The 23690-nt window shown below is 69.4% G+C and carries 18 protein-coding genes and 1 rRNA gene; 11 read left to right on the top strand and 8 right to left on the bottom strand.

Features of this window, described 5'->3' with window-relative positions; all coding sequences use genetic code 11:
- A 16S ribosomal RNA gene (locus tag GT755_RS20010) occupies positions 1-129 on the bottom strand; the annotation flags it as partial.
- Positions 130-591: 462 nt separating this feature from the next.
- Between GT755_RS20010 and GT755_RS41230 the strand changes: the two genes are divergently transcribed.
- The gene (locus GT755_RS41230; RefSeq protein ID WP_161481163.1) at positions 592-2643 is read left to right on the top strand and encodes a S9 family peptidase; all 2052 of its coding nucleotides are present in this window, start codon (positions 592-594) and stop codon (positions 2641-2643) included.
- On the top strand, positions 2640-3665 hold the full coding sequence (gene mgrA, locus GT755_RS20000) for an L-glyceraldehyde 3-phosphate reductase (RefSeq protein WP_161481162.1): 1026 nt from the start codon (positions 2640-2642) through the stop codon (positions 3663-3665). Before GT755_RS41230 ends, mgrA begins: the two co-directional genes overlap by 4 nt.
- Here mgrA and GT755_RS19995 read toward each other — a convergent pair whose 3' ends face one another.
- Positions 3666-6071: a lysylphosphatidylglycerol synthase transmembrane domain-containing protein gene (locus GT755_RS19995; protein ID WP_328794424.1), complete on the bottom strand. Its 2406-nt coding sequence runs from the start codon at positions 6069-6071 to the stop codon at positions 3666-3668.
- Between the two features lie 255 nt (positions 6072-6326).
- Between GT755_RS19995 and GT755_RS19990 the strand changes: the two genes are divergently transcribed.
- Together GT755_RS19990 and GT755_RS19985 are read left to right on the top strand one after the other, a co-directional pair.
- Positions 6327-7559, top strand: coding sequence for a M28 family peptidase (locus tag GT755_RS19990; RefSeq protein WP_161481161.1), 1233 nt, complete (start codon positions 6327-6329; stop codon positions 7557-7559).
- Positions 7560-7563: 4 nt separating this feature from the next.
- Entirely contained in the window at positions 7564-9576 is a 2013-nt protein-coding gene (locus tag GT755_RS19985; RefSeq protein WP_161481160.1) for a molybdopterin-containing oxidoreductase family protein, read from the top strand.
- Here GT755_RS19985 and GT755_RS19980 read toward each other — a convergent pair.
- Positions 9560-10024: a GNAT family N-acetyltransferase gene (locus GT755_RS19980; protein WP_161481159.1), complete on the bottom strand. Its 465-nt coding sequence runs from the start codon at positions 10022-10024 to the stop codon at positions 9560-9562. The genes GT755_RS19985 and GT755_RS19980 overlap by 17 nt on opposite strands.
- A gap of 77 nt (positions 10025-10101) precedes the next feature.
- Between GT755_RS19980 and GT755_RS19975 the strand changes: the two genes are divergently transcribed.
- Both GT755_RS19975 and GT755_RS19970 read left to right on the top strand, forming a co-directional pair.
- Entirely contained in the window at positions 10102-10548 is a 447-nt protein-coding gene (locus GT755_RS19975; protein ID WP_161481158.1) for a hypothetical protein, read from the top strand.
- A gap of 145 nt (positions 10549-10693) precedes the next feature.
- Complete coding sequence (locus GT755_RS19970; protein WP_161481157.1) at positions 10694-12511, top strand: acyl-CoA dehydrogenase; 1818 nt, start codon at positions 10694-10696, stop codon at positions 12509-12511.
- Here GT755_RS19970 and GT755_RS19965 read toward each other — a convergent pair.
- The 5 genes from GT755_RS19965 to pdhA form a co-directional block, all read right to left on the bottom strand.
- Entirely contained in the window at positions 12508-12804 is a 297-nt protein-coding gene (locus GT755_RS19965; RefSeq protein WP_161481156.1) for a Dabb family protein, read from the bottom strand. The two genes, GT755_RS19970 and GT755_RS19965, sit on opposite strands and share 4 nt — an antisense overlap.
- Before the next feature lie 10 nt (positions 12805-12814).
- Positions 12815-13537, bottom strand: a complete 723-nt coding sequence (locus GT755_RS19960; protein ID WP_161481155.1) for a hypothetical protein — start codon at positions 13535-13537, stop codon at positions 12815-12817.
- Between the two features lie 195 nt (positions 13538-13732).
- The gene (locus GT755_RS19955) at positions 13733-15037 is read right to left on the bottom strand and encodes a dihydrolipoamide acetyltransferase family protein (RefSeq protein WP_161481154.1); all 1305 of its coding nucleotides are present in this window, start codon (positions 15035-15037) and stop codon (positions 13733-13735) included.
- Between the two features lie 11 nt (positions 15038-15048).
- The gene (locus GT755_RS19950; RefSeq protein ID WP_161481153.1) at positions 15049-16023 is read right to left on the bottom strand and encodes an alpha-ketoacid dehydrogenase subunit beta; all 975 of its coding nucleotides are present in this window, start codon (positions 16021-16023) and stop codon (positions 15049-15051) included.
- Positions 16020-17102: a pyruvate dehydrogenase (acetyl-transferring) E1 component subunit alpha gene (pdhA, locus tag GT755_RS19945; protein ID WP_161481152.1), complete on the bottom strand. Its 1083-nt coding sequence runs from the start codon at positions 17100-17102 to the stop codon at positions 16020-16022. Before pdhA ends, GT755_RS19950 begins: the two co-directional genes overlap by 4 nt.
- 262 nt (positions 17103-17364) lie before the next feature.
- Between pdhA and purS the strand changes: the two genes are divergently transcribed.
- The 5 genes from purS to GT755_RS19920 all read left to right on the top strand — a co-directional run bounded on the left by purS (position 17365) and on the right by GT755_RS19920 (position 23676).
- Entirely contained in the window at positions 17365-17610 is a 246-nt protein-coding gene (purS, locus tag GT755_RS19940; RefSeq protein ID WP_030455089.1) for a phosphoribosylformylglycinamidine synthase subunit PurS, read from the top strand.
- Between the two features lie 172 nt (positions 17611-17782).
- Positions 17783-18232 (top strand): ATP-binding protein, encoded by a 450-nt coding sequence (locus GT755_RS19935; RefSeq protein WP_161481151.1) that lies wholly within the window; start codon positions 17783-17785, stop codon positions 18230-18232.
- A 104-nt stretch (positions 18233-18336) separates the two neighbouring features.
- Positions 18337-19011, top strand: coding sequence for a phosphoribosylformylglycinamidine synthase subunit PurQ (gene purQ / locus GT755_RS19930; RefSeq protein WP_161481150.1), 675 nt, complete (start codon positions 18337-18339; stop codon positions 19009-19011).
- Positions 19012-19055: 44 nt separating this feature from the next.
- Positions 19056-21263: a phosphoribosylformylglycinamidine synthase subunit PurL gene (purL, locus tag GT755_RS19925; protein ID WP_161481226.1), complete on the top strand. Its 2208-nt coding sequence runs from the start codon at positions 19056-19058 to the stop codon at positions 21261-21263.
- A 295-nt stretch (positions 21264-21558) separates the two neighbouring features.
- Positions 21559-23676, top strand: coding sequence for an adenylate/guanylate cyclase domain-containing protein (locus GT755_RS19920; protein WP_328794423.1), 2118 nt, complete (start codon positions 21559-21561; stop codon positions 23674-23676).
- The last annotated feature ends 14 nt before the right edge of the window (positions 23677-23690 follow it).

Genomic DNA, 23690 nt, shown 5'->3' with positions numbered 1-23690 from the left:
GGGGCAGGTTACTCACGTGTTACTCACCCGTTCGCCGCTCGAGTACCCCGAAGGGCCTTTCCGCTCGACTTGCATGTGTTAAGCACGCCGCCAGCGTTCGTCCTGAGCCAGGATCAAACTCTCCAAACAATGTCTGCAGAATTTTTCCTGGCCAACATTCACATGAATGTCAACCAAAGGAATCCGTCATCAAATGACGGGGTTGTGCATCATGCACTGGCTTTTAGCACACTGTTGAGTTCTCAAGAAACGGACTTGCTTTTGTTTTTCTTTTGTCTTGCTGTTGTGCCTTTATCTTTTCAGCGGTTCCGGTTAGTGTCAAATTCGACGTTTTTCCCGGTTCCTGCCGAAGAGCAACCCCTCTAACTTACCCGCGTCCCCGGCGATGTCAAATCGCCCGGTTCCCCGGGTGGATGTTGGAGGGGGTCTGCCGGGGGCGTCCCCGACTCCTCAAGATTAGCAGCCTCTCAGAGGCCGTCGGACCAGTTTCAACGACGACACCCGCCGATTCATTCCCCGGCAGGTCGGACGGGCACACGGAGATCAACGAGGCCCGGAGATCCGGGAAGCCGGGTGCCTAGACTCGACCGGGTGAGTAGTGAGCAGCCACCTACGGCGAAGAAAGACCCTGTTGAGCGTACGCATCACGGCGACACCGTGATCGACGAGTACGCCTGGCTCGCGAAGAAGGACGACCCCGACGTCGTCGCCTACCTGGAGGCGGAGAACGTCTTCACCCAGCAGGTCACCGGACGCCTGAAGCCCCTGGCCGACACCATCTTCCAGGAGATCAAGGGCCGGACGCTGGAGACCGACCTCTCGGTCCCGGCCCGTCTCGGGGCCTGGTGGTACTACTCCCGTACCGAGGAAGGAAAGCAGTACGGCATCCAGTGCCGCGTACCGGCCGAAGGGGAAGACCCCCCGACGGTCGAGCCGGGCCAGACGCTCGAGAACGAGCAGGTCATCCTCGACGGGAACGAGCTGGCCGGCGACAGTCCCCACTTCGCCCTCGGGGTGAGCAGGGTCAGCCCCGACGGCACGATGCTGGCGTACTCGACCGACTTCGCGGGCGACGAGCGGTTCACCCTGCGCTTCAAGGACCTCGGCACGGGTGAGCTGCTGCCCGACGAGATCACCGGCATCTTCTACGGCGGCGCCTGGTCGAAAGACGGCAGCACGTTCTTCTACACCACGGTCGACGACGCCTGGCGGCCCGACAAGGTGCACCGCCACACGCTCGGGCAGGCCGACGACGTCGAGGTCTACCACGAGGCCGACGAGCGGTTCTGGGTCGGCATCGGGTTGTCGCGCAGCGAGCGCTACCTGCTCCTCAACGCGCACAGCAAGATCACCAGCGAGGTCTGGTTCCTCGACGCGCTCAACCCGGCCGGCGAGTTCCAGGTGGTCAGGCCGCGGGAGACGGGCCTCGAATACCACCTCGACCACCAGGGCGAGCGCTTCCTGATCCTGCACAACGAGAACGCCGAGAACTTCGAGCTCGCCAGCGCCCCGGTCGCCGACCCGGCGGCCTGGACTCCGCTGATCCCCCACCAGGACACCACGCGCCTGCTCGACGTCGACGCCTTCGAGTCGCATCTGGTCGTCCACTTCAGAAGAGACGGCCTCACCGGCATCCGGATCCTGCCGGGAGACCAGGACCCCTACGAGATCGAGTGGCCCGAGCCGCTCTACGACGTGGCGCCGAGCGGAAACGCCGAATACGTCACCAACCGGCTCAGGCTCGGCTACACCTCGATGGTCACGCCGCCTTCGGTGTACGACTACGACCTCCGGTCCCGCGAACTGATCCTGCTGCGCCGGCGGCCGGTCCTGGGCGGCTACGACCCCGACGACTACGAGCAGTTCCGCGAGTGGGCCGTCGCCGACGACGGCACCAGGATCCCGATCTCGATCGTGGCCAGGAAGGGCACCCCGAAGAAGGCGCCCACACTCCTCTACGGCTACGGCAGCTACGAGACCTCGATCGACCCCTACTTCTCGGTGGCCCGGCTCTCGCTGCTCGACCGCGGCCTGGTCTTCGCGGTCGCCCACGTCAGGGGCGGCGGCGAGATGGGCCGCCGGTGGTACGAGGAGGGCAAGTTCTTCCAGAAGAAGAACACCTTCACCGACTTCGTCGCCGTGGCCAGGCACCTGCGCGGCACCTGGTCGAGCGCGGTCGTGGCCCGGGGCGGCAGCGCGGGCGGCCTGCTGATGGGCGCGGTGGCCAACCTCGCCCCCGAGGACTTCGCCGGGATCGTCGCCGAGGTGCCGTTCGTCGACGCGCTGAACACCATCCTCGACCCGTCGCTGCCGCTGACGGTGATCGAGTGGGACGAGTGGGGCGACCCGTTGCACAACCCGGAGGTGTACGAGTACATGAAGTCGTACTCGCCCTACGAGAATGTGCGTGACGTGACGTATCCCCCGATACTCGCGATCACCTCGTTCAACGACACCCGGGTCTTCTACCACGAACCGGCCAAGTGGATCGCGCGGTTGCGCGCCACCGCCAAGGGCGGGCCGTTCCTGTTGAAGACCGAGATGGGGGCCGGGCACGGGGGTCGCAGCGGGCGCTACGACGCGTGGCACGAGGAGGCGTTCACGCTGTCCTGGATTCTCGACCGACTGGGAGTGACCGAATGACGTATGTCGCCGCCGCCGACCGCTATGGGCCGATGCCGTACAACCGGACCGGGCGGAGTGGGCTGAAGCTGCCGGCGGTCTCGCTGGGGCTCTGGCACAACTTCGGCGACGACAAGCCGATCGAGTCGCAGCGGGCGATCCTGCGCCGCGCGTTCGATCGCGGGGTGACCCACTTCGACCTGGCCAACAACTACGGGCCGCCCTACGGCTCGGCGGAGAAGAACTTCGGGACGATCTTCGCCCAGGACTTCAGGCCGTACCGTGACGAGCTGATCCTGTCGACGAAGGCCGGTTACGACATGTGGCCGGGGCCCTATGGCGAGTGGGGGTCGCGCAAGTACGTGCTGGCCAGCCTCGACCAGTCGCTGAAGCGGATGGGCGTCGACTACGTCGACATCTTCTACAGCCACCGGTTCGACCCGGAGACCCCTCTTGAGGAGACCATGGGGGCGCTCGACACGGCGGTCCGGTCGGGCCGGGCGCTGTACGCGGGCATCTCGTCCTACTCGCCGGAGCGCACGGTGGAGGCGTACGAGATCCTGAAGTCGATGGGCACGCCGCTGCTGATCCACCAGCCGTCCTACTCGATGCTCAACCGGTGGATCGAGGGTGGGCTGCTCGACACCCTGGGTGACCTGGGCGTCGGCTGCATCGCGTTCTCCCCGCTGGCGCAGGGCATGCTGACCGACCGCTACCTCAACGGCGTGCCGGAGGGGTCGCGGGCCTCGCAGGGCAAGTCGCTCAGCCCCGACCTGCTGACCGAGGAGACCCTGCGGCACATCCGCACCCTCAACGAGCTGGCCAAGAGCCGGGGTCAGACGCTGGCGCAGCTCGCCCTCGCGTGGGCGCAGCGCGACAAGCGGGTGACCTCGGTGCTGATCGGGGCGAGCAGCGTCAAGCAGCTCGACGACAGCCTCGACTCGGTCAAGAACCTGGAGTTCTCGGCCGACGAGCTCGACGCGATCGACAAGGACGCGGTCGAGGCCGGCATCAACCTGTGGAAGCGCAGCAGCGACGCGTAGTCAGAGGGCGTCCTTGCGCTGGAGCCAGGTGAAGGCGGCCCATCCGGGCAGCACCGGAAGCCAGAAGGTGAGGACGCGGAACAGCAGGACGGCGGAGGTGGCGGTCTCCTTGGGCAGCCCGGCCACCGTCAGGCCGAAGATGAGGGAGGCCTCGACAGCGCCGAGGCCTCCCGGGGTCGGGGCCGCCGAGCCGATGGCGTTCCCGGCCAGGAAGACGACGGCGACGGCGGTGATGCTGAGCTCACCGCCGAACGCCTTCACGCAGGCGACCAGGCAGATGACGAAGCAGACGGTCACCATGACCGTGCCGGTCACCGCTTCGATGATCTTGCTGGGTGACTGGAGCACGTCGAGGAGCCTCGGCACCACCCCGCTGAACAGGGCGCGCACCCGTTTGGACACGATCCGCCGCAGCGGCGGGATGGCCAGGATGACCACCATGACGGTGGCGCTCGCCAGCAACGTGATCAAAAGCCCTCGCGAGGGCGTCAGCGAGGGCGCGGCCTGGGTGCCGGTGAGATAACCGGCCAGCAGCAGCAGCGTGATGTGGGAGGCCAGGCCGATGAGCTGGCTGGCGCCCACGCTGGACAGCGCCTTGCCGGATGGGATGTCGCGTTTCTGCAGGTAGCGCGTGTTGATCGCGACGCCGCCCACGGCGGCCGGGGCGACCAGCTTCACGAACGACGAGGCGAGCTGGACCAGCACCGTCCGCCCGAAGGGCAGGGGTTCGGGCACGAAGCCGCGCACCACCGAGGCGGCAGCGACGTAGCTGAGGGCGGCGGCCACCAGGGCGACCCCGCCCCAGGCCCAGTCGGCCGTGGTCAGCATCGACACCAGGTTGATCTGGCTGAGCTGGGACAACAGGATGTAGGCGGCCAGGGTGCTGGCGATGATCGTGACGAGCGTGCGCGGCCGGAAGCGTTCCAGCCGCACCGGCTCGACGGTGGCCTGCGGTTTGAGCGCGACGATCTGCTCGCGCAGCGCGGGCAGCAGGTTCTTGTCCTTGCCGGCCGCGGCCCGGGTGTCGCGGGCCAGCGCGATGCGCTGGAGCAGCGGCAGCGCCGCCGCGATGGTGTCGTCGCCCAGGACGGCCGCGCCGGTCTTGACGGCACGTTCCGCTCCGACCCTCAGACCCAGGTAGGCCAGCAGCTGCGCGACGTCGAGCCGCAGGAGGAGGTCTCCGGCGGCGATCTCGCCGGACCGGGCGTCGACCAGGAGGATGTGGCCGTCGACCGCGAGGTGGATCGACTCGCCGGTCAGGTGGCGATGGGCCAGGCGGCGGGCGTGGAGCAGGCGCACCTGTTCCCACATCTGGAGCAGCAGCCCGTCGTCGAGGTCGTCGTCGGGGAGGTCCTGGATGGGGCGGCTGTCGACGTGTTCGTAGGCCAGCAGGGCCGCCTCGGTGCCGACCTCGCTGGTGCCGAGCAGGCGGGGGGTCCTGGCGCCGGCGGCCTGGGCGGCGTAGGCCATGAGCGCCTCGCGCTCCAGTTCGGCGCGCAGGGAGCGGATGGCTCTTCTGCGGGTCTCGCTGTTGAGGCGCAACCGCCGCCACAGGCGGTACACGACCCCGGCGACCTGGCGGTCGCGGTCGAGAACGGTCACCGACAACCGGGTGGTGTCGGCCAGGCCGACGATGTAGCGGCGGCTGCCGGAGCTGTCGTCGTCGATGCGGCGGGCGCTGACGATGGCGAAGCCGAGCCGTTTGAGCGCGGCCACCACGGCGCTGCCGGGCGGGCGGGTGTTGGCGCTGCCGACGCCGTAGAGCGTGACGAAGCCGACGAACAGCCCGACCAGGTAGGTCACTATCGCGCCCAGCATGGTGATCTTGGCGGAGGTGAACAGCGCGAAGAAGTCGAAGACCAGCGCGACCCAGAGCAGCGCCCGCCAGCGTGGTCGTCGCGACATCCGCACCGCGGTCGCGTAGGCGATCACCGGGGTGAGCACCGTGTTGAGCGGTTCGACGTCGCGGTCGCCGGTGAGAAGGGTGCGCAGTTCGGCGGGGCCCGAGGTGACCATCCACTCGCCGAGGGTGTACGAGAGCAGCAGCGCCAGGATCGCCGCGATCAGCCCCTGGGCGACCCGCATGCCGTCGCGGTGGAACACCCGCTCGACGGCGAAGGCGACCGGCACGGCCAGCACGGCGACCCCGCCCAGCAACCCGGCGATCGAGGAGATCCATTCGGGCGCCCGGCCGGTGCCGGCCTGGACGTCGGTCTCCAGCCCGTTGAGGGTGCGCTGGGCGACCAGGGCGAGCAGGATCACGGCGGTGATCGCCAGCAGCGTCATCAGCATCCGGAGCAGGTCGGACGGACGCCGGATGCGCTGGGGCAGCAGGGGCTCCACGACGAGGACGACCCCGGAGTCCGGGGACGTCAGAGAGTCGTCCTTTTCCTTGATGCCCCTCACCACCGTGATTGTCTGCGATCTTTGTTGCCAGTGTCCACAATCGAAAGTCACGGCACAGCGACCTGACCCCGGAGTCCCCCTCCTGGTCGAGTCTATGGATCGCGGCCCGTTTCGCGCCGACGCGCCGTAACCCTCGAACGTGGCCTGAAACCTCGTGTGGCTGCCAGTCTGGTGCCGCCTTCCCCCGGCCCGTTCATCAAGGGGGAAACTGTGCGCATTGTGGTATCTGCGGCTCTGGTGCTGACAACGACGGGTATGTCGGCCGACCCGGGGCTGGACGAGGCGGTCACCGAACCCAACGTCTTCGCCCACGTTCAAGTCCTGGCCGAAATAGGCAACCAGCACGGCAACCGGGCGGTCGGCACCGCCGGTTACGAGGCCTCCGCGCAGTACGTCGAGCGGGTGCTGACCGCCGCGGGTTACCAGGTGACCTCGCAGCCGTTCACGCTGCCGCACCACCGCGAGGTGAGCCCGGCGGTGCTGACCACGGCCGCCGGCCCGGTCGACGCGGCGACCTTCGCGTTCTCCCCGTCGGGCCGGGTCTCCGGGCCGGTCCAGGAGACCGGCACGGGCTGCCTGTCCACCGACTGGACCGGGTTCCGGCAGGGCTCGATCGCGGTCGCCGAACGCGGCGGCTGCTCGTTCCGGGTGAAGGCCGACCGGGCCGCGAGGGCCGGGGCGGGCGCGCTCATCGTGGTCAACTCGCGGCCGGGTGAGCTGAAGGGGTCGCTGGGCGAGCCCGGTACGCCGCTGCCGGTGGTCGGCGTCGCCCAGGACGCCGCGATCGAGGGCCCGGTCACGGTGGAGACGAACACCACGTCCACCATGAAGGTCACCCGGAACGTGATCGCGCAGACCGGCCAGGGAGACCCCGACGACGTGCTGATCCTGGGGGCCCATCTCGACTCGGTCGAGGCGGGGCCGGGGATCAACGACAACGGCTCGGGGGTCGGGGTGGTGCTGGAGATCGCCGAGCAGATGGCCCGGATGCGGCCCGACCGGGCGGTCAGGTTCGCGTTCTGGGGGGCCGAGGAGGTCGGGCTGGTCGGCTCGACCCACTACGTGAAGAACCTGTCGGCGGAGGAGAAGGCGAAGATCGCCGGGTACGTCAACCTCGACATGGTCGCCACCGAGAACCACGGCAACGGCGTCTACGACAGCGACAACGCGATCGAGGAGGCCGCCACCGAGTTCTACCGGCTGCGCGGGCTGTCCTCGGAGGAGGTCGCGTTCGACGGCCGGTCGGACTACGGGCCGTTCGTGAAGGCCGGCATCCCGGCCGGGGGCATCTTCACCGGCGCCGACAGCATCAAGACCCCCGAGCAGGCGGCGGTGTACGGCGGGACCGCGAACCGCGTGTTCGACCCCTGCTACCACAAGGCCTGCGACACTATCGAGAACGTGAACCGGCAGGTCCTGGACGTGAGCGCGGACGCGGTCGCCTACATCGTGGAACAGCTCGCCTTCACCGACCGCCCCGTACGATGACGGGATGGAATTGCGGGTTCTGGGGGCATGTCCCCTTGATTGTCCGGATACGTGCTCGTGGGTGGTGACCGTACAGGACGGAAAAGCCACCTCGTTGCGGGGCAACAAGGAGCAGCCCTACACGCGGGGCGCGCTCTGCGTGAAGGTGAACCGCTATCTGGAGCACGCGGCCTCGCCTGAGCGGATCCTGCATCCGATGAAGCGGGTGGGGCCGAAGGGCTCCGGGCAGTTCGAGCGCATCAGCTGGGACGAGGCCCTCGACATCCTCGCCACCAGGCTTCGGGAGATCGTCGACACCCACGGCGGCGAGGCCATCTGGCCCTACCAGGGCACCGGCACGCTCGGGTTCGTCCAGGGCGAGTCGGGCATGGCCGGGCGGCGGTTCTGGAACGCCCTCGGGGCCTCCTTCCACAACATGAACATCTGCTCGCGGGCCGGGAACGAGGGCCTGCGGCTGACGCTGGGCACCCCGGGAGGCATGGACCCGGAGACGTTCGCCCTCTCCAAGCTGATCCTGCTCTGGGGCACCAACACCCTGACCTCAGGCCACCACCTGTGGAAGTTCATCCAGGACGCCCGCGCCGACGGCGCGCACATCGTCGCGATCGACCCGATCCGGACCCGGACCGCCGAGCAGGCCGACGAGCACCTCCCCATCGCCCCGGGCACCGACGGGGCGCTGGCGCTCGGTCTCCTGTACGTCGTCCTGGAAGAAGGCGCAGAAGACCGCGACTACCTGGAGAACCACACGCTCGGCTGGGACGAGTTCCGGGCCGAGATCCTCCAGTTCCCCCCGTCACGGGTCGCCGAGATCACCGGCCTGCCCGAAGACGACATCCGCGCCCTCGGCCGCCGTCTCGCGCACACCCGCCCGACCGGCATCCGCGCCACGATGGGCCTGCAGCGCCACGAGGGCGGCGGCTCGGCGATGCGGCTGATCGCCTGCATCCCCGGCGTGACCGGCGACTGGCGTCATCCCGGCGGCGGGGTGGCCTTCTCGACCTCGGCCCACGTCCCGCTCAAGGTCGACCACCGCCCCGAACTCCTGCCCCACCCGGTGCGCAGCCTCACGATGACCCGCCTCGCCGACGGCCTCGACGAGTCGGTCAAGTGCCTGTGGGTGTACGGCGCCAACCCGATGGGCTCCACCTCCGACCAGAACCGGATCCGGCGGAAGCTGCTGCGCGAGGATCTGTTCACCGTGGTCATGGAGCAGTTCCCCACCGACACCGTCGACTACGCCGACGTCGTGCTCCCGGCGACCATGCAGATCGAGCACCTCGACCTGCACGAGGGCTACGGCCACATGTACCTGATGTGGAACGAACCCGCCGTCCCCCCGGCGGGCGAGGCCCTGTCGACCACCGAGACCTTCCGCCGCCTGGCCCACCGCATGGGCCTGACCGAACCGGCCCTGTACGCCACCGACCTGGAGATCGCCGCCGAACTGCTGGAGGGCACCCCCACGATCCAGCTCGACGAGCTGCGCAAGCGCGGCTGGGCCCGCCTCGACGTGGCCGACCCCTTCGTCCCGTTCACGAACGGCTTCCCCACCCCGAGCGGAAAGCTGGAGTTCGTCTCCGACCTGGCCGAGCAGGCGGGCCTGCCGCGGGTCGCCACCTACGTGCCGTCCCTGAGCGCCCGCACCCGGAAGGACGGGAGGCTGACCCTGATCACCCCGGCCTCCCACACGTTCCTGAACACGATCTTCGCCAACAACCCGGAGCTGCTCAGACGCTCGAAGGGCCCGACCGTGGTGGTCAACCCTCGGGACGCCGAACCCCGGGGCCTGGTCTCGGGGTCCCGGGCCAGGGTCTCGAACGAGTTCGGCGCGTTCGAGGCGTACGTGGAGGTCTCCGACAAGGTCCGTCCGGGGGTGGCCGCCTCGCCGAAGGGCCACTGGCCCAAGCTCAGCGGGGGCGCCAACGCCAACGCCGTGGTCGAGGAGCGCGACGCCGACCTGGGCAACGGTCCCGTCTACCACGACAACCTGGTGGAGATCAGCCCAGTAGCTTGAACCCCTCGTGGCTCGGGGTGAAGCCGAGCGAGGCGTAGAACCGGTGGGCGTCGGGCCGCCGCTTGTCGGTGGTCAGCTGCACGATGCGGCATCCCCGCTCGTGCGCCCGGGCCACCGCCCACGTCATGAAGGCCCGGCCGAGCCCCCTGCCCCGGTGGGTGGACGCGACCCGGACCGCCTCGACCTGCGCCCGCTCGGCGCCGTCGCGGGACAACCCGGGGATGTACGTGAGCTGCATCGTCCCGACCACCTCGCCGTCGACCTCGGCGACCACGATCTCGTTGCGCGGGTCGGCCTCGATGGCGTCGTAGGCGGCCCAGTGTCCCGGGCCGACGGGCGCGAGGTGGCCCCGGGACCGGGAGATCTCGTCGTCGGCCAGCAGGTCGACGATGCGCGGCACGTCGTCGCGGGTGGCCGGCCGGAAGGTCGGGTGGTGGCTTGCGGACATGGGGTCCAGGATGCCTCAGGGAGCGGTCAGGGGCTTCCCCGATGTGGGCAAAGCGCCCGATTAGGCACTCTTGATACATGAACGAACTGACTCGACGCGACGAGATGTCGCTCGCCGGCGCGGCCCTGCGTGGCGCGCCCTGGAAGGCCGCGGCCGTCACCGGCGGGGCGGTCGCGACGGCCAGCCTGCTCCTCGGACTCATCACCGGATCGGCCGACCTGGCCTGGGCGCTGGGCGTGGGGGTCACCCTGTTCACTCTCGTCGCCGCCATCGGCGCGATCTCCAAGCCCGACACCGGCGACCGGGTCACCCGGCAGGCCAGGAACTGGTCGCTGCGCCACCCGTGGCGCTTCTCGCTCTACCCGGCGGCCGGCGCCGCGATCCTGATGTACCCGATCGAGCTCGTGCTCGACGGCGACGGGGTCTTCGGCGCCGCCTGGGACGCCGCCTGGGGCGGCGCGTGGATCTACCTGCTGACCGCGATCGTGGCCACCACCATGCGCGGGCGGGCCGTGAAGAACTAGCAGGTGGCGGATCGTGCGCCGGGTCGCGTCCGCGGCCCGGCGCACTGTCGTCTCAGAGTGCGAAATAACCGCTTTCGGGGGGTTACTGACGGGTAGCATTCCGGTAGAGTTACTCATCAGTAGCACTCGTATCGGAGGAGCGGTGATGGGCCACTACAAGAGCAACATCCGCGATCTGGAGTTCAACCTCTTCGAGGTCTTCAACCGGGGTGAACTCTTCGGCACCGGGCCGTTCGCGGAGATCGACGAGGAGACCGCCCACGCGATCCTCGACGAGGTCGTGCGGCTGGCCGAGGGGCCGCTGGCCGCCTCGTTCACCGACGCCGACCGCAACCCGCCGGTCTTCGACCCCGCCACGGGCACCGTGACGATGCCCAAGAGCTTCGTGGAGTCGTACAACGCCTGGGTCGACGCCGAGTGGTGGCGTCTGGAGCTCCAGCCTGAGCTGGGCGGCACCCCCGGTCCGCGTTCCCTGAGCTGGGCCGTCGCCGAGATGGTGCTGGGCGCCAACCCCGCCGTGTGGATGTTCGCCTGCGGGCCGCAGTTCGCCCACGTGCTCTACCACCTGGGCACCGAGGAGCAGAAGAGGTTCGCCCAGCTCGCCGTCGACCGCCGCTGGGGCTCCACCATGGTCCTCACCGAGCCCGACGCGGGCTCCGACGTCGGCGCCGGGCGCACCAAGGCGACGCGGCAGGACGACGGCACCTGGCACATCGAGGGCGTCAAGCGCTTCATCACCAGCGCCGAGCACGACATGGCCGAGAACATCTTCCACCTCGTGCTGGCCCGCCCCGAGGGCCACGGCCCCGGCACCAAGGGCCTGTCGCTGTTCCTGGTGCCCAAGTTCCTGGTCGACCTGGAGACCGGCGAGCTCAAGGAGCGCAACGGCGTCTACGTCACCAACGTCGAGAAGAAGATGGGCCTGAAGGTCTCCACGACCTGCGAACTCACCTTCGGCGACAAGCACCCGGCCATCGGCTACCTGGTCGGCGACGTCCATGAGGGCATCCGCCAGATGTTCACGGTGATCGAGAACGCCCGCATGATGGTCGGCACCAAGGCCATCGCCACGCTCTCCACGGGCTACCTCAACGCCCTCGACTACGCCAAGAACCGCCTCCAGGGCGCCGACCTGACCAAGATGGCCGACAAGACCGCCCCGCGCGTGCCCATCACGGCCCACCCCGACGTCCGCCGCGAGCTGATGCTCCAGAAGGCCTACGCCGAGGGCATGCGCGCGCTGGTGCTCTACACGGCCACCTTCCAGGATTCCATCCAGGTCGCCACGGCCGAGGGCCGCCGCGACGAGATGGCCGAGGCGATCAACGACCTGCTGCTGCCGGTGGTCAAGGGCGTCGGCTCCGAGCGCTCCTACGAGATGCTGGCCCGGTCGCTGCAGACCCTCGGCGGGTCCGGCTTCCTGCAGGACTACCCGATCGAGCAGTACATCCGCGACGCCAAGATCGACTCCCTCTACGAGGGCACCACGGCGATCCAGGGCCTGGACCTGTTCTTCCGCAAGATCCTGCGCAACCAGGGCGCCGCCCTGGGCGAGATCCTCGGCCAGATCAAGGCGTTCGCCGACTCCGAGGCCGGCAACGGCCGCCTCAAGGTCGAGCGCGGCCTGCTCGGCGAGGCCGCCGGCGAGGTCAGGGCGATGGCCGACGTCATGGCCGGCTGGGCGATCTCGTCGCTGGAGTCGCCGAAGGAGGTCTACAAGGTCGGCCTCAACACCACCCGGTTCCTGATGGCCCTCGGCGACCTGCTCATCGGATGGCTGCTGCTCCGGCAGGCCGAGATCGCCCTCAAGGCACTGGAGTCCCAGGACGACGACTTCTACGCCGGCAAGGTCGCCGCGGCGACCTTCTTCGCCGGCAACGTGCTGCCCCGCATCGCGTCGGAGCGCCGCATGCTCACGGCGACCACGCAGGAGCTGATGGACCTGCCGGAGAGCGCTTTTTAACCCAGCGGGAACTGCACCGCCGCCCGGCCCGCCAGGATCGGCTTGATGAAGTCGGCGACCACCTTCAGGTGGACCGGGTGGTCGCGGTAGACGACATAGTCGTCGGCCGAGTCGAAGTCGGCGACGATGCCAAGATCGGAGTTTCCCTCGTTGATCTTGGCATCGGTGCCGATGACGTAGTTCTTGATCTCTGGAATGTTGGCCGGGAGCGTCTCCAGCCCGGCGACGACGGCGGCCTTCTGGTCCTCGGTGGCCTCGTCGACCCAGCGCAGCAGCACAATGTGACGGAACATGGGCGCCAGCCTAGGACGTCGTCCAGTGCCACTCGATGGAGGCCTGCTCCCTGCGGGCCGCGAGCCACTCGGCGAAGGCCAGCCGCCCGGCCAAGGCCAGGGTGTCGGCGTCGTTCACCGCCGGGCGGCGCTCCAGTACGAGGCCGGTCAGATAGCCGTTCTCGAAGGGCACCGGGCCGATCAAGGTGTCGCGCGGGGCGTGCCGCAGCGGGGCCGGCAGCGCGTGGGCCCGGCGGGTGCCGACCACGACGGCGGCCTCCGGGCAGCCGAGCAGCCCGCCCAGGCCACGCAAGATCTCGCCGTTGACCGGCTGGGTGCTGGTCACCCACATGGCCCTGACCTGGTCGAAGTCGTCGAGGTGGCGGGCCAGATAATCGGGCGCCAGCTCCTCCTCCTTGCGGCGGCGGAATCGGCGGCGGCGGGCGATCAGGGTGATGAAGCTCTCGAACTGGCCGCCGGACATGCCCATCTCGGCCACCCACGCCAGGGTCTCGGCCCGGTCGCGCAGGGGCACGCCGTCGCGGAACTCGTCGGCGGCGGCACGGAGGTCGTCTTCGGTGAGCGGTTCGACGTCGGCGAGCATCTCTGCCCTGATCAGGCAGTAGTCGACGATCTCGTCGTGGACCGCACGGTCACGGTGGGAGAACTGGCGGACCATCGTGACGGCTTCCGCGATCGGCAGGTGAACCGCGTCGACCCGGACGAGGCAGTCGGCGCCCGATCCCGTGATCACTGACTTCTGCTCCTCTCGGCGAACCGTGCCGCGCGGCGAGGCCCTTCCGAGGGGGCCCGGCGCCGCCTCGCCGCGCGACGATCAGCGGGCTCCCGGGGCACCGGGGATGTGCGGCACACCCCCGACGGGAACCCGCCTCCGACGGTAGGAGCAGTCACTTGAGGATCACTGGTGCCGACTTGCAGGACTCTTGTGCTACGCCCAGGCCAGCATGCGCAGCGGGTCCTCCAGCATCGCGCCGATGTCTCTGAGCACGTAGGAGCCCAGTTCGCCGTCGATCACCCGGTGGTCGAACGACAACGCGAGCGTGGTGACCTTGCGCACCGCGATCTGCCCGTCGACCACCCACGGCATGTCTCTGATCTGGCCGAACGCCAGGATCGCCGACTCGCCCGGGTTGAGGATCGGGGTGCCGGCGTCGATGCCGAAGACGCCGACGTTGGTGATCGTGACGGTGCCGCCGGACATCTCGGCCGGGGTGCACTTCCCGGCCCTGGCCCGGTCGGTCAGGTCGTTGAGCGCCCTGGCGAGGTCGACCAGCGAGAGCGCCTGGGCGTCTTTGACGTTCGGCACGATCAGGCCGCGCTCGGTGGCCGCCGCGATGCCCAGGTTGACCGACTTCTTGAGGATGATCGCCTCGTCGGTCCAGGTGGAGTTGGCGTGGGGGTGCCGCTTCATCGCGGTCACCAGCGCCTTGGCCACCAGCAGCAGCGGCGACACCTTGACGCCGGCGAAGTCGGGCTGCTCGCGCAGCCGGCGGACGGCGTTCATCGTCTCGGTGACGTCGACCTGGAGGAACTCGGTGACGTGGGGCGCGGTGAAGGCGCTGGCCACCATCGCGGCGGCGGTGGCCTTGCGGACCCCGCGTACCGGGATGAGCTCCTGCTCCTCCACCACCAGCGGGACGACCGGCGCGACCTGCGCGGCCAGCACGTCGTCGCGGGTGATCGACCCGTTGGGCCCGGTGGGCGCGACGTCGGCGAGGTCGACGCCCAGGTCCTTGGCCAGCTTCCGGACGGGCGGCTTCGCCAGCACGGCCACCCGATGAGCCGAGCCGTTGGAGCCAGGCCGCGCGGGAGCCGGAGCAGGCTGCACCGGCGCGGGCTTCTCCGGAGCCGGAGCCGGGGCCGGGGCCCCCGAACCCGCGTGTCCCTTCCTGGCCCTGCGCTTGCTGGGCCCCTGCTTCACCCCGTAGCCGACCAGCACCGGTTCGCGTTTCTGGGGCTCCTCTGGGACCAGGCTCTCGGTCAGGGCCTCTTCGGTCGCGTCGTCGACGGTGATGATGACGCGGCCCACGTCGACCGTCTCGCCCTCGGCGGCCAGGATGGCGGCCACTTCGCCCTCGTAGGGAGAGGGCAACTCGACGACCGCTTTGGCGGTCTCGATCTCGACGACGATCTGGTTGACCTTCACGGTGTCGCCGACGGCGACGTGCCACCGGACGATCTCGGCCTCGGTCAGGCCCTCGCCCACGTCGGGCAGCTTGAAGTCACGTTTCATCCGTTGCGCTCCTAGTAGCCGAAGACGCGGTCGACGGCTTCGAGGATGCGGTCGAGGTCGGGCAGGTAGTGGTCTTCCAGCCGCGACGGCGGATAGGGCGTGGAGAATCCGCCCACCCGCAGGACCGGCGCCTCGAGCCGGTAGAAGCACTGCTCGGTCACCCGGGCCGCGATCTCGCCGCCGAGGCCGCTGAAGACCGGCGCCTCGTGGACGACCACGCACCGGCCGGTGCGGTTGACCGCGTCGCGGACGACGGGCATGTCGAGCGGGTTGAGGGAACGCAGGTCGATGACGCCGACCGACCGCCCGTCTTCCTCGGCCGCCGCCGCGGCCTCCAGGCAGGTCTTCACCATGGGGCCGTAGGCGACGAGGGTGACGTCGTCGCCCTCACGGGCCACGCGGGCCCGGTCGAGCGGCAGGCCGGGGGCGCCGAACTCGACGTCGGCCTTGTCCCAGTAGCGGCGCTTGGGCTCGAAGAACACCACGGGGTCGTCGCAGCGCACCGCGTCTTGGATCATGGTGTAGGCGTCGACCGGGTTCGAGCAGGCCACCACGCGCAGGCCGGCCGTGTGGGTGAAGTAGCTCTCGGGGGACTCGCTGTGGTGCTCGACCGCGCCGATGCCGCCGCCGCAGGGGATGCGTACGACCACCGGAAGTTTGATCTTGCCCAGGGAGCGCAGCGGCATCTTGGCGAGCTGGGTGATGATCTGGTCGGCGGCCGGGAAGACGAAGCCGTCGAACTGGATCTCGCAGACCGGGCGGTAGCCCCGGAGCGCGAGGCCGATGGCGGTGCCGATGATGCCCGACTCGGCGAGGGGGGTGTCGATGACCCGGTCTTCGCCGAAGTCCTTCTGCAGGCCGTCGGTGACCCGGAACACGCCGCCGAGCTTGCCGACGTCCTCGCCCATGACGAGTACCTTCGAGTCGGCGTCCATCGCCGCGCGAAGCCCCTCGTTGAGGGCCTTCGCCAAGGTCAGAGTGGTCACTGGGCCCCCTCGAAACCGGCCAGGTAGGTCGTGAACTGCTCGCGCTCCTCGGCGAGGAGGGCGTGGGGCTCGGCGTAGACGTGGTCGAAGATCGCGCCGGGCTGGGGGTCGGGGAGGGCGAGGCAACGGGCCCGCAGGTCCTTGCCGAGCAGGTCGGCCTCGGCGTCGATCTTGTCGAAGAACTCCTGGTCGGCGAGCTGGTTCTTGAAAAGGTAGGCCTTCACGCGCTCGATCGGGTCTTTGAGCTTCCAGGCCTCCAGCTCGTCGGCGACCCGGTAGCGGGTCGGGTCGTCGGAGGTGGTGTGGGCGCCCATGCGGTAGGTGAAGGCCTCGACCAGCGTCGGGCCCTGGCCCTCGCGCGCGTTGCGCAGCGCCGCCCGGGTGACCGCCAGGCAGGCGAAGACGTCGTTGCCGTCGACCCGGATGCCGGGGAAGCCGAACCCGCTGGCCCGCTTGTAGAGGGGGATCTTCGACTGCTTCTCCAGCGGCTCGGAGATGGCCCACTGGTTGTTCTGGCAGAAGAACACGACCGGCGCGTTGAAGACGGACGCCCAGATGAAGGCCTCGTTCACGTCACCCTGGGAGGTGGCGCCGTCGCCGAAGTAGACGATCGTGGCGGCCTCGGCGCCGTCGCGCTGGATGCCCATGGCGTAGCCGACCGAGTGGAGGGTCTGCGAGCCGATGACGATCGTGTAGAGGTGGAAGTTGTGCTCGTAGGGGTCCCACCCGCCGTGGTTGACGCCGCGGAACAGGCCGAGCAGGTGGAGCGGGTCGACCCCGCGGCACCAGGCGACGCCGTGTTCGCGGTAGGTGGGGAAGGCCATGTCGGCGTCGGTCAGCGCGCGGCCCGATCCGACCTGGGCCGCCTCCTGCCCGAGCAGCGAGGCCCACAACCCGAGCTCGCCCTGCCGCTGGAGGGCGACCGCTTCCAGGTCGACCCGGCGCACGAGGACGAGGTCGCGGTAGAGCGACCGGACCTCCTCGGCCGTCAGGTCGATGTCATAGTCGGGATGCTCGATCCGCTCACCTTCGGGTGTGAGGAGCTGGACGAGTTCCGGGGGTGCCGTAGGGGCAGTCATGTGCCACTCCTGCGTTCGGGGCCGTACATGAATGGGGTTTCCATCATGTTTCGGCCAGGTCTAGACGCTTTCGTCCCGTTTGGTGGTGGAACGTCCGCGCTTGCGGACATAGTGGCAGACATCACTGTCCGCCTCCACACCCTGCTCCACACCTTTCCGGTTCCCCTCCGACCTGCCGCCACACCATCCACAGCCTGTGGATAAGCTTGTCGCGCTCACTCTCCATCCCCGAGCTCCGTCCCCACATCAGGAGGCACCCCAAGTGGCGCGCGTGATCGTCGATGTCATGCTCAAGCCGGAGATCCTCGACCCGCAGGGTCAGGCCATCGCCCGCGCGCTCCCCCGGCTGGGGTTCTCGGGCGTTTCGGACGTCCGTCAGGGCAAGCGTTTCGAGGTCGAACTCGACGGCCCGGCCGACGACGCGGCGATCGCCGAGGTCAGGAAGATGGCCGAAACCCTGCTGGCCAACACGGTGATCGAGGACTTCGTCGTCCGCGTCGAGGGGTAAAACAGCACATTCCCGTCGGCCCGAGCTACGCAAAGCGTGACAAGGGCCTCATCTGCCATCCGTAAACCGGCATCCAGGTCAACCTAAATAACAAGAGCGTCATTTTGCGGTTAGCCCTCATCTCACAGGGAAGCTCTGCTTAGGTACCTACGACGACCGGGGAGGGAACCCCGTGGACATCGAGTTCTCGCTCGCTTTGCCAAGGGATGCGATCGGCATCCCGATGGTCCGTCGCGTGATCGGAGACGCCCTTCGTTCGCTCGGCGTGACGGAGGACTGTGTGTCCGACATCCTCCTCGCCACCTCCGAGGCGTGCGCCAACGCGGTGCGGCACGGCGGGCCGTCGGCCCGCTACCAGGTCGAAGCGGCCATAGACGACGGCCGTTGCGAGCTCCGTGTGGTAGACGGCGGTCGCGGGCTCACCGCGATCCCGCAGCGCTACCCCTCAGGCGAGGTCGAGAACGGACGCGGCATCCTCATCATGCAGGCCGTGGTCGACGAGATCTCCTTCGACATCACTCCTGGCAGCGGCACCACCGTGCGCCTCTGCAAGGAACTCGACTGGGACCACGACGCCATCGCCCTATCCATGGCCAAAGACCGCGAACTGGCTGCTGTCTGACCCGCGTTAACCCATCCCACGTGGTCCGATAACCTGAGGCGTACCGCCAGAGACCGCCGGACAAGAGCCGGAGGCTTCGCGTGCGCATTGGAGGACTTCGGACCATGCGGGTGGGCGTCGTCACCTTTCCCGGAACACTCGACGACCAGGACGCGGCGCGGGCGCTGCGGCTGGCCGGTGCCGAGGCCGTGCCCCTGTGGCACGCCGACCACGACCTCAAGGGGGTGGACGCGGTCTTCCTCCCCGGCGGGTTCTCCTACGGCGACTACCTCCGGTGCGGGGCCATCTCCCGATTCGCACCCCTGATGACCGAACTGATCCCCGCCGCCCAGGCGGGACTGCCGGTGCTGGGCACCTGCAACGGCTTCCAGATCCTCTGCGAGGCCCACCTGCTGCCGGGCGCCCTGGTCCGCAACGCGGGTCTCCACTACGTCTGCCGCGACCAGCGCATCAGGGTCGACAACGCCTCGACCGCCTGGACGACCGACTTCGCCGAAGGCCAGGAGATCACCCTCCCGGTCAAGCACGGCGAGGGCCGCTACGTCGCCGACGCCGAGACGCTGGCCGAGCTCGAAGCGACCGGCCGGGTCGTCTTCCGCTACGCCGGCTCCAACCCCAACGGCTCGCTCAACGACATCGCCGGCATCACCAACGAGGCCGGCAACGTGGTGGGCCTGATGCCCCACCCCGAGCACGCCGTCGAAGAGCTGACCGGCGCCCCCGGCGTCGACGGGCGCGGCTTCTTCTCCTCCATCGTCCGGAAGCTGGTGAACGCGTGAGCCTCGACACCGTCAAGCGGGCCGCGCAGACCCCCGACGAGCGCATGCCGTTCGCCGAGCTCGGCATGAAGCAGGACGAGTACGACCGGGTGGTGGCCATCCTCGGCCGCCGCCCGACCGGCTCCGAGCTGGCCATCTACTCGGTCATGTGGAGCGAGCACTGCTCGTACAAGTCGTCGAAGGTGCACCTGCGGCAGTTCGGCACCAAGGCCCCCAAGTCCGAGGCGCTGCTGGTCGGCATGGGCGAGAACGCCGGCGTCGTCGACATCGGCGACGGCTGGGCGGCCACCTTCAAGATCGAGTCGCACAACCACCCCTCTTACGTGGAGCCCCACCAGGGCGCGGCCACCGGGGTCGGCGGCATCGTCCGCGACATCATGTCGATGGGCGCGCGGCCGGTCGCGGTGATGGACTCGCTGCGGTTCGGCGGGCTCGACCAGGGTGACACCCGCCGGGTGCTGCCGGGCGTGGTCGAGGGCATCTCCCACTACGGCAACTGCCTGGGCCTGCCGAACATCGGCGGCGAGGTCGTCTTCGACCCCTGCTACATCGGCAACCCGCTGGTCAACGCGCTGTGCGTGGGCCTGCTGCGCAAAGACCAGATCAAGCTGGCCACCGCCCCCGGGCCGGGCAACAAGGTCATCCTGTTCGGCGCCCGGACCGGCGCCGACGGCATCGGCGGCGCCTCGGTGCTCGCCTCGGCGACCTTCGAGGACGAGTCGCAGGCCAAGCGGCCGGCCGTCCAGGTCGGCGACCCGTTCATGGAGAAGCTGCTGATCGAGTGCTGCCTGGAGCTCTACCAGGCCGACGTGGTCGTCGGCATCCAGGACCTCGGCGCGGCCGGGGTGTCCTGCGCGACCACCGAGCTCGCGGCCAAGGGCACCGGCGGCATGACCGTCGACCTCAACCTCGTCCCGCTGCGCGACCCCACGCTGCGGCCCGAGGAGATCCTGATGAGCGAGTCGCAGGAACGCATGATGGCCGTGGTCACGCCCGGCGACATCGACGCGTTCCTGGCGATCTGCGCGAAGTGGGACGTCCCGGCGACCGTCATCGGCGAGGTGACCGACACCGGCCGCCTGGTCATGACGTGGGACGGCGAAGTGATCGTCGACATCCCGCCGGGCACCGCCGCCGACGAGGGCCCCGTCTACGAGCGGCCCTTCCACGAGCCGCTGGGCCAGCACGACCTGAACCTCGACACCCCCGACTCGCTGGAGCGCCCGTCCGACCTGCGGACCACCCTGCTCCAGCTCATCGCGTCGGCGAACCTCTCGTCCCGCGAGTGGGTGACCTCCCAGTACGACCGCTACGTGCGCGGCAACACCGTGCTCGCCCAGCCGGCCGACGCCGGGCTGCTGCGGGTCAGCGAGGTCATGCCGGGCGCCGAGGAGACCACCCGGGGCATCGCCCTGGCGACCGACGGCAACGGGCGCTACGCCAAGCTCGACCCCTACGCGGGCGCGCAGCTGGCGCTGTCGGAGGCCTACCGGAACGTGGCCGTGACCGGGGCGACCCCGCTCGCGGTGACCAACTGCCTCAACTTCGGCTCGCCCGAAGACCCCGAGGTCATGTGGCAGTTCGCCGAGGCCGTGCGCGGCCTGGCCGACGCGTGCAAGACCCTGGGCGTGCCGGTGACCGGCGGCAACGTGTCGTTCTACAACCAGACCGGTTCGGCGGCGATCAACCCGACTCCCGTGGTGGGCGTGCTGGGCGTGATCGACGACGTCGCGAAGCGCGTGCGGTCGGGCTTCCCGGCGGCGGGCCTGCGGGTGGTGCTGCTGGGCGCGACCTACGACGAGTTCGGCGGGTCGGAGTGGGCCCACGTCGCCCACGACCACCTGGGCGGGCTGCCGCCCCGGGTGAACCTGGAGGCCGAACGCGACCTGGCGACCGTGCTGACCGAGGCGTCGAAGCAGGGCCTGCTCGAAGGGTCCCACGACCTGTCCGACGGCGGTCTCGGCATCGCGCTCGCCGAAGCCTGCCTGGCCCACGGTGTCGGCGCGACCGTCTCCCTGCCGGGCGACGACGCGTTCGTCGACCTGTTCTCCGAGTCGACGGCGCGGGCGCTGGTCTGCCTGAAGCCCGAGCACTTCGAGGCGCTGACCGACCTGTGCGCCCGCCTCGACGTGCCCTGCTACGGCCTCGGCGAGACCGGCGGCGACAGCCTGGTCGTCGAGGGCGTGCTGGAGGCCACGGTCGCCGAACTGCGCATGTCCCACGAGGCCACGCTTCCCGGCGTGTTCGGCTGACCAATCTCGTACAGAAATAAAGAGCCCCTCCGGCGCCGATCCGGAGGGGCTCTGTCATGTGCACGGCATCGAGGCCCCCACGACCCCAACGCCTGTTACACCAGGTGACAGAGAGATAGACGAGCAAGGTGCGCCGTTGGATGTCAGCGGAACATCACGTCTTCGCATCGGTGAACGCGTATTAATCCCTGGTATGGCCTCTTCGCGTTGGCCGCGCTCCCAGGCAGCGGAATAATCAGCACCGTTCGGGAGGAACCCGCACTTCAAGCCCAAGGCTGACCTCCGGAGGATCTCCGTGACCTCGAACGACCAAGACCCCTTCCTGCCGCCGGCGACGCAGCCGGTGCGTGGGGTCGTCTGGTTCATTCACCTGATCGTGCCGATGCTCGGCCTGTGGTTGCTGCTGGCCCACCCCGTGGACGAGGACCCGCACACGGTCGACCTCGACCACGTCTGGCAGCACAACCCCAGCCACTTCTGGCTGGTCCTGGTGGTTGCCGGGATGAACCTGGTGCTCGGGGTGCTGATCAGCCAGGCGTCGGCGCGGCGGAGGGACGCCCGGCTCCTGCTGGTCTCGCTGGTCTTCCTGAGCAGCGCCGGGTTCTTCACCCTCCACGCGCTGACCACCCCGGCCGTCATCCTCCCGGGCGCGACGGTCGGCTTCGACCTGGCCCACCCGGTCGGCCTCATGATCGCCTCGGTGTTCGCCTTCCTGTCGGGCCTGCCGCTGAACGACCGGCAGGGCGAGACGGTGCTGAAGCTCCAGCTCCCGCTGCGCATCGCGGTGGGTGTGCTGCTGGTCGCCTGGGGCGTCGCGTCGCTGGTGCCGGGCCTGACGCCGCTGACCGACAAGCTCCCGCCCGGCGGGGTCGGCCTCGGTTTCTGGGGGCTGATCGGGGTCTTCCTGTACGTCGCCGCCGCCGTCATGATGTTCCGCCTGCACCGCAAGCGGCCCGCCGCCGTGCTGATCTCCCTGATCACCGCCTACGCGCTGCTGGCCGAGGTGATGATCGCCGGGATCGAGCACCGCAACTGGGCGATCTCCTGGTGGCTCTGGCACGTGCTGCTGACGCTGGCGTTCTTCTTCGTGGCCTACTCGGCGTACATCCAGTTCCGGCGTGAGGGCTCCAGCAGCGGCCTGTTCGACGCGGTCACCCTGTCGGCGACCGCCCGGCGCATCCAGGCCCAGTACGAGGAGGCCCTCGAAGAGCTGGTCTCCCATCTGCGCCGCCGGACCGAGTCGGGGGTGCCGGTCGCCACGCGGCTGGCCGGGCGGTTCAAGCTGACCGAGGGCCAGGCCGCGGTGCTCGACAAGGCCGGCGCGGCCCTGGCGAACGAGCGGGAGTTGTCGGAGCGGCTGGGCGCGCTCGTCGAGGTCGGCGGCCGGGCCCGGGTCGGGCTGCCCGAGTCGGAGCTGCTGTCGGAATCGCTGCGGCGGGTCAGGGAGGCGTACGGGGACGTGCGGGTGAGCGTCATGAGCGACGGCGCGCTGACCCCGCTCGGCGCGCGCGGCGCGCCCACCCTGACGACCCAGGAGATGGCCACGCTGACCAGTGGGTCGCCGGTCGAGATGTCCGGCTCGGTGGTGCACCCGCTGACCGTGAAGGGCCACCTGGCGGGCGCGCTGGCCGTGCCGGTGGGTCATACCTCCCAGGACGCCGCCCTGGCCGCCACGCTGGCCACCCAGCTGTCCATCAGCCTGGAGAACGCCCGGCTGTACGCCGAGCTGGAGACCCTCTTCCGCGCCTACATGTCGCCCGACGTCGCCAAGAGCCTGCTCGCCGACCCCAACAAGGCCGCGCTCGGCGGTTCGCTGACCGAGGTCACCGCGCTGTTCGCCGACCTGCGCGGGTTCACCACGTTCTCCGAGAAGGTCTCCCCCGGCGAGATCGTCGACATGCTGAACCGCTTCCACACCGCGGCGGTGCCGTGCATCCTCGGCAACGGCGGCACGATCGTGCAGTTCGTCGGCGACGCCCTGCTGGCCCTGTTCAACGCGCCCGCGCCGCAGGCCGACCACGCGCGGCGGGCCGCGCAGGCGGGCCTGGAGATGCAGCGGGCGGCGGCCCGGGTGTCGGCCGAGGTGCTGCGCGAGCAGGAGGCCGGGCTGCTGTCGGAGGTCGAGTGGCCCAAGTTCCGGGTGGGCGTCAACACCGGCCCGGCGCTGGTCGGCAACATCGGCAGCCCCGAGTTCCGCGGCTTCAACGCGATGGGAGACGCGGTCAACGTCGCGGCCCGGCTCCAGGCGCTGGCCGAACCGGGATCGGTCGTGATCGGGCAGTCGACCTACGACCTGCTCGGCCCGGCCGACGTCGTCTCGCTGGGCGACCTGTCGCTCAAGGGCAAGGAGCACACCGTGCACGCGTACGTCCTGCGCAGCGTCGAGATCGATTTTACGAACGACCATGCTTGACCCAAGACTGGACG

It is taken from the genome of Herbidospora solisilvae (genome assembly GCF_009901565.1).
Taxonomy (GTDB): Bacteria; Actinomycetota; Actinomycetes; order Streptosporangiales; family Streptosporangiaceae; genus Herbidospora; species Herbidospora solisilvae.
This window is presented reverse-complemented; position numbering and strand designations above follow the sequence as displayed.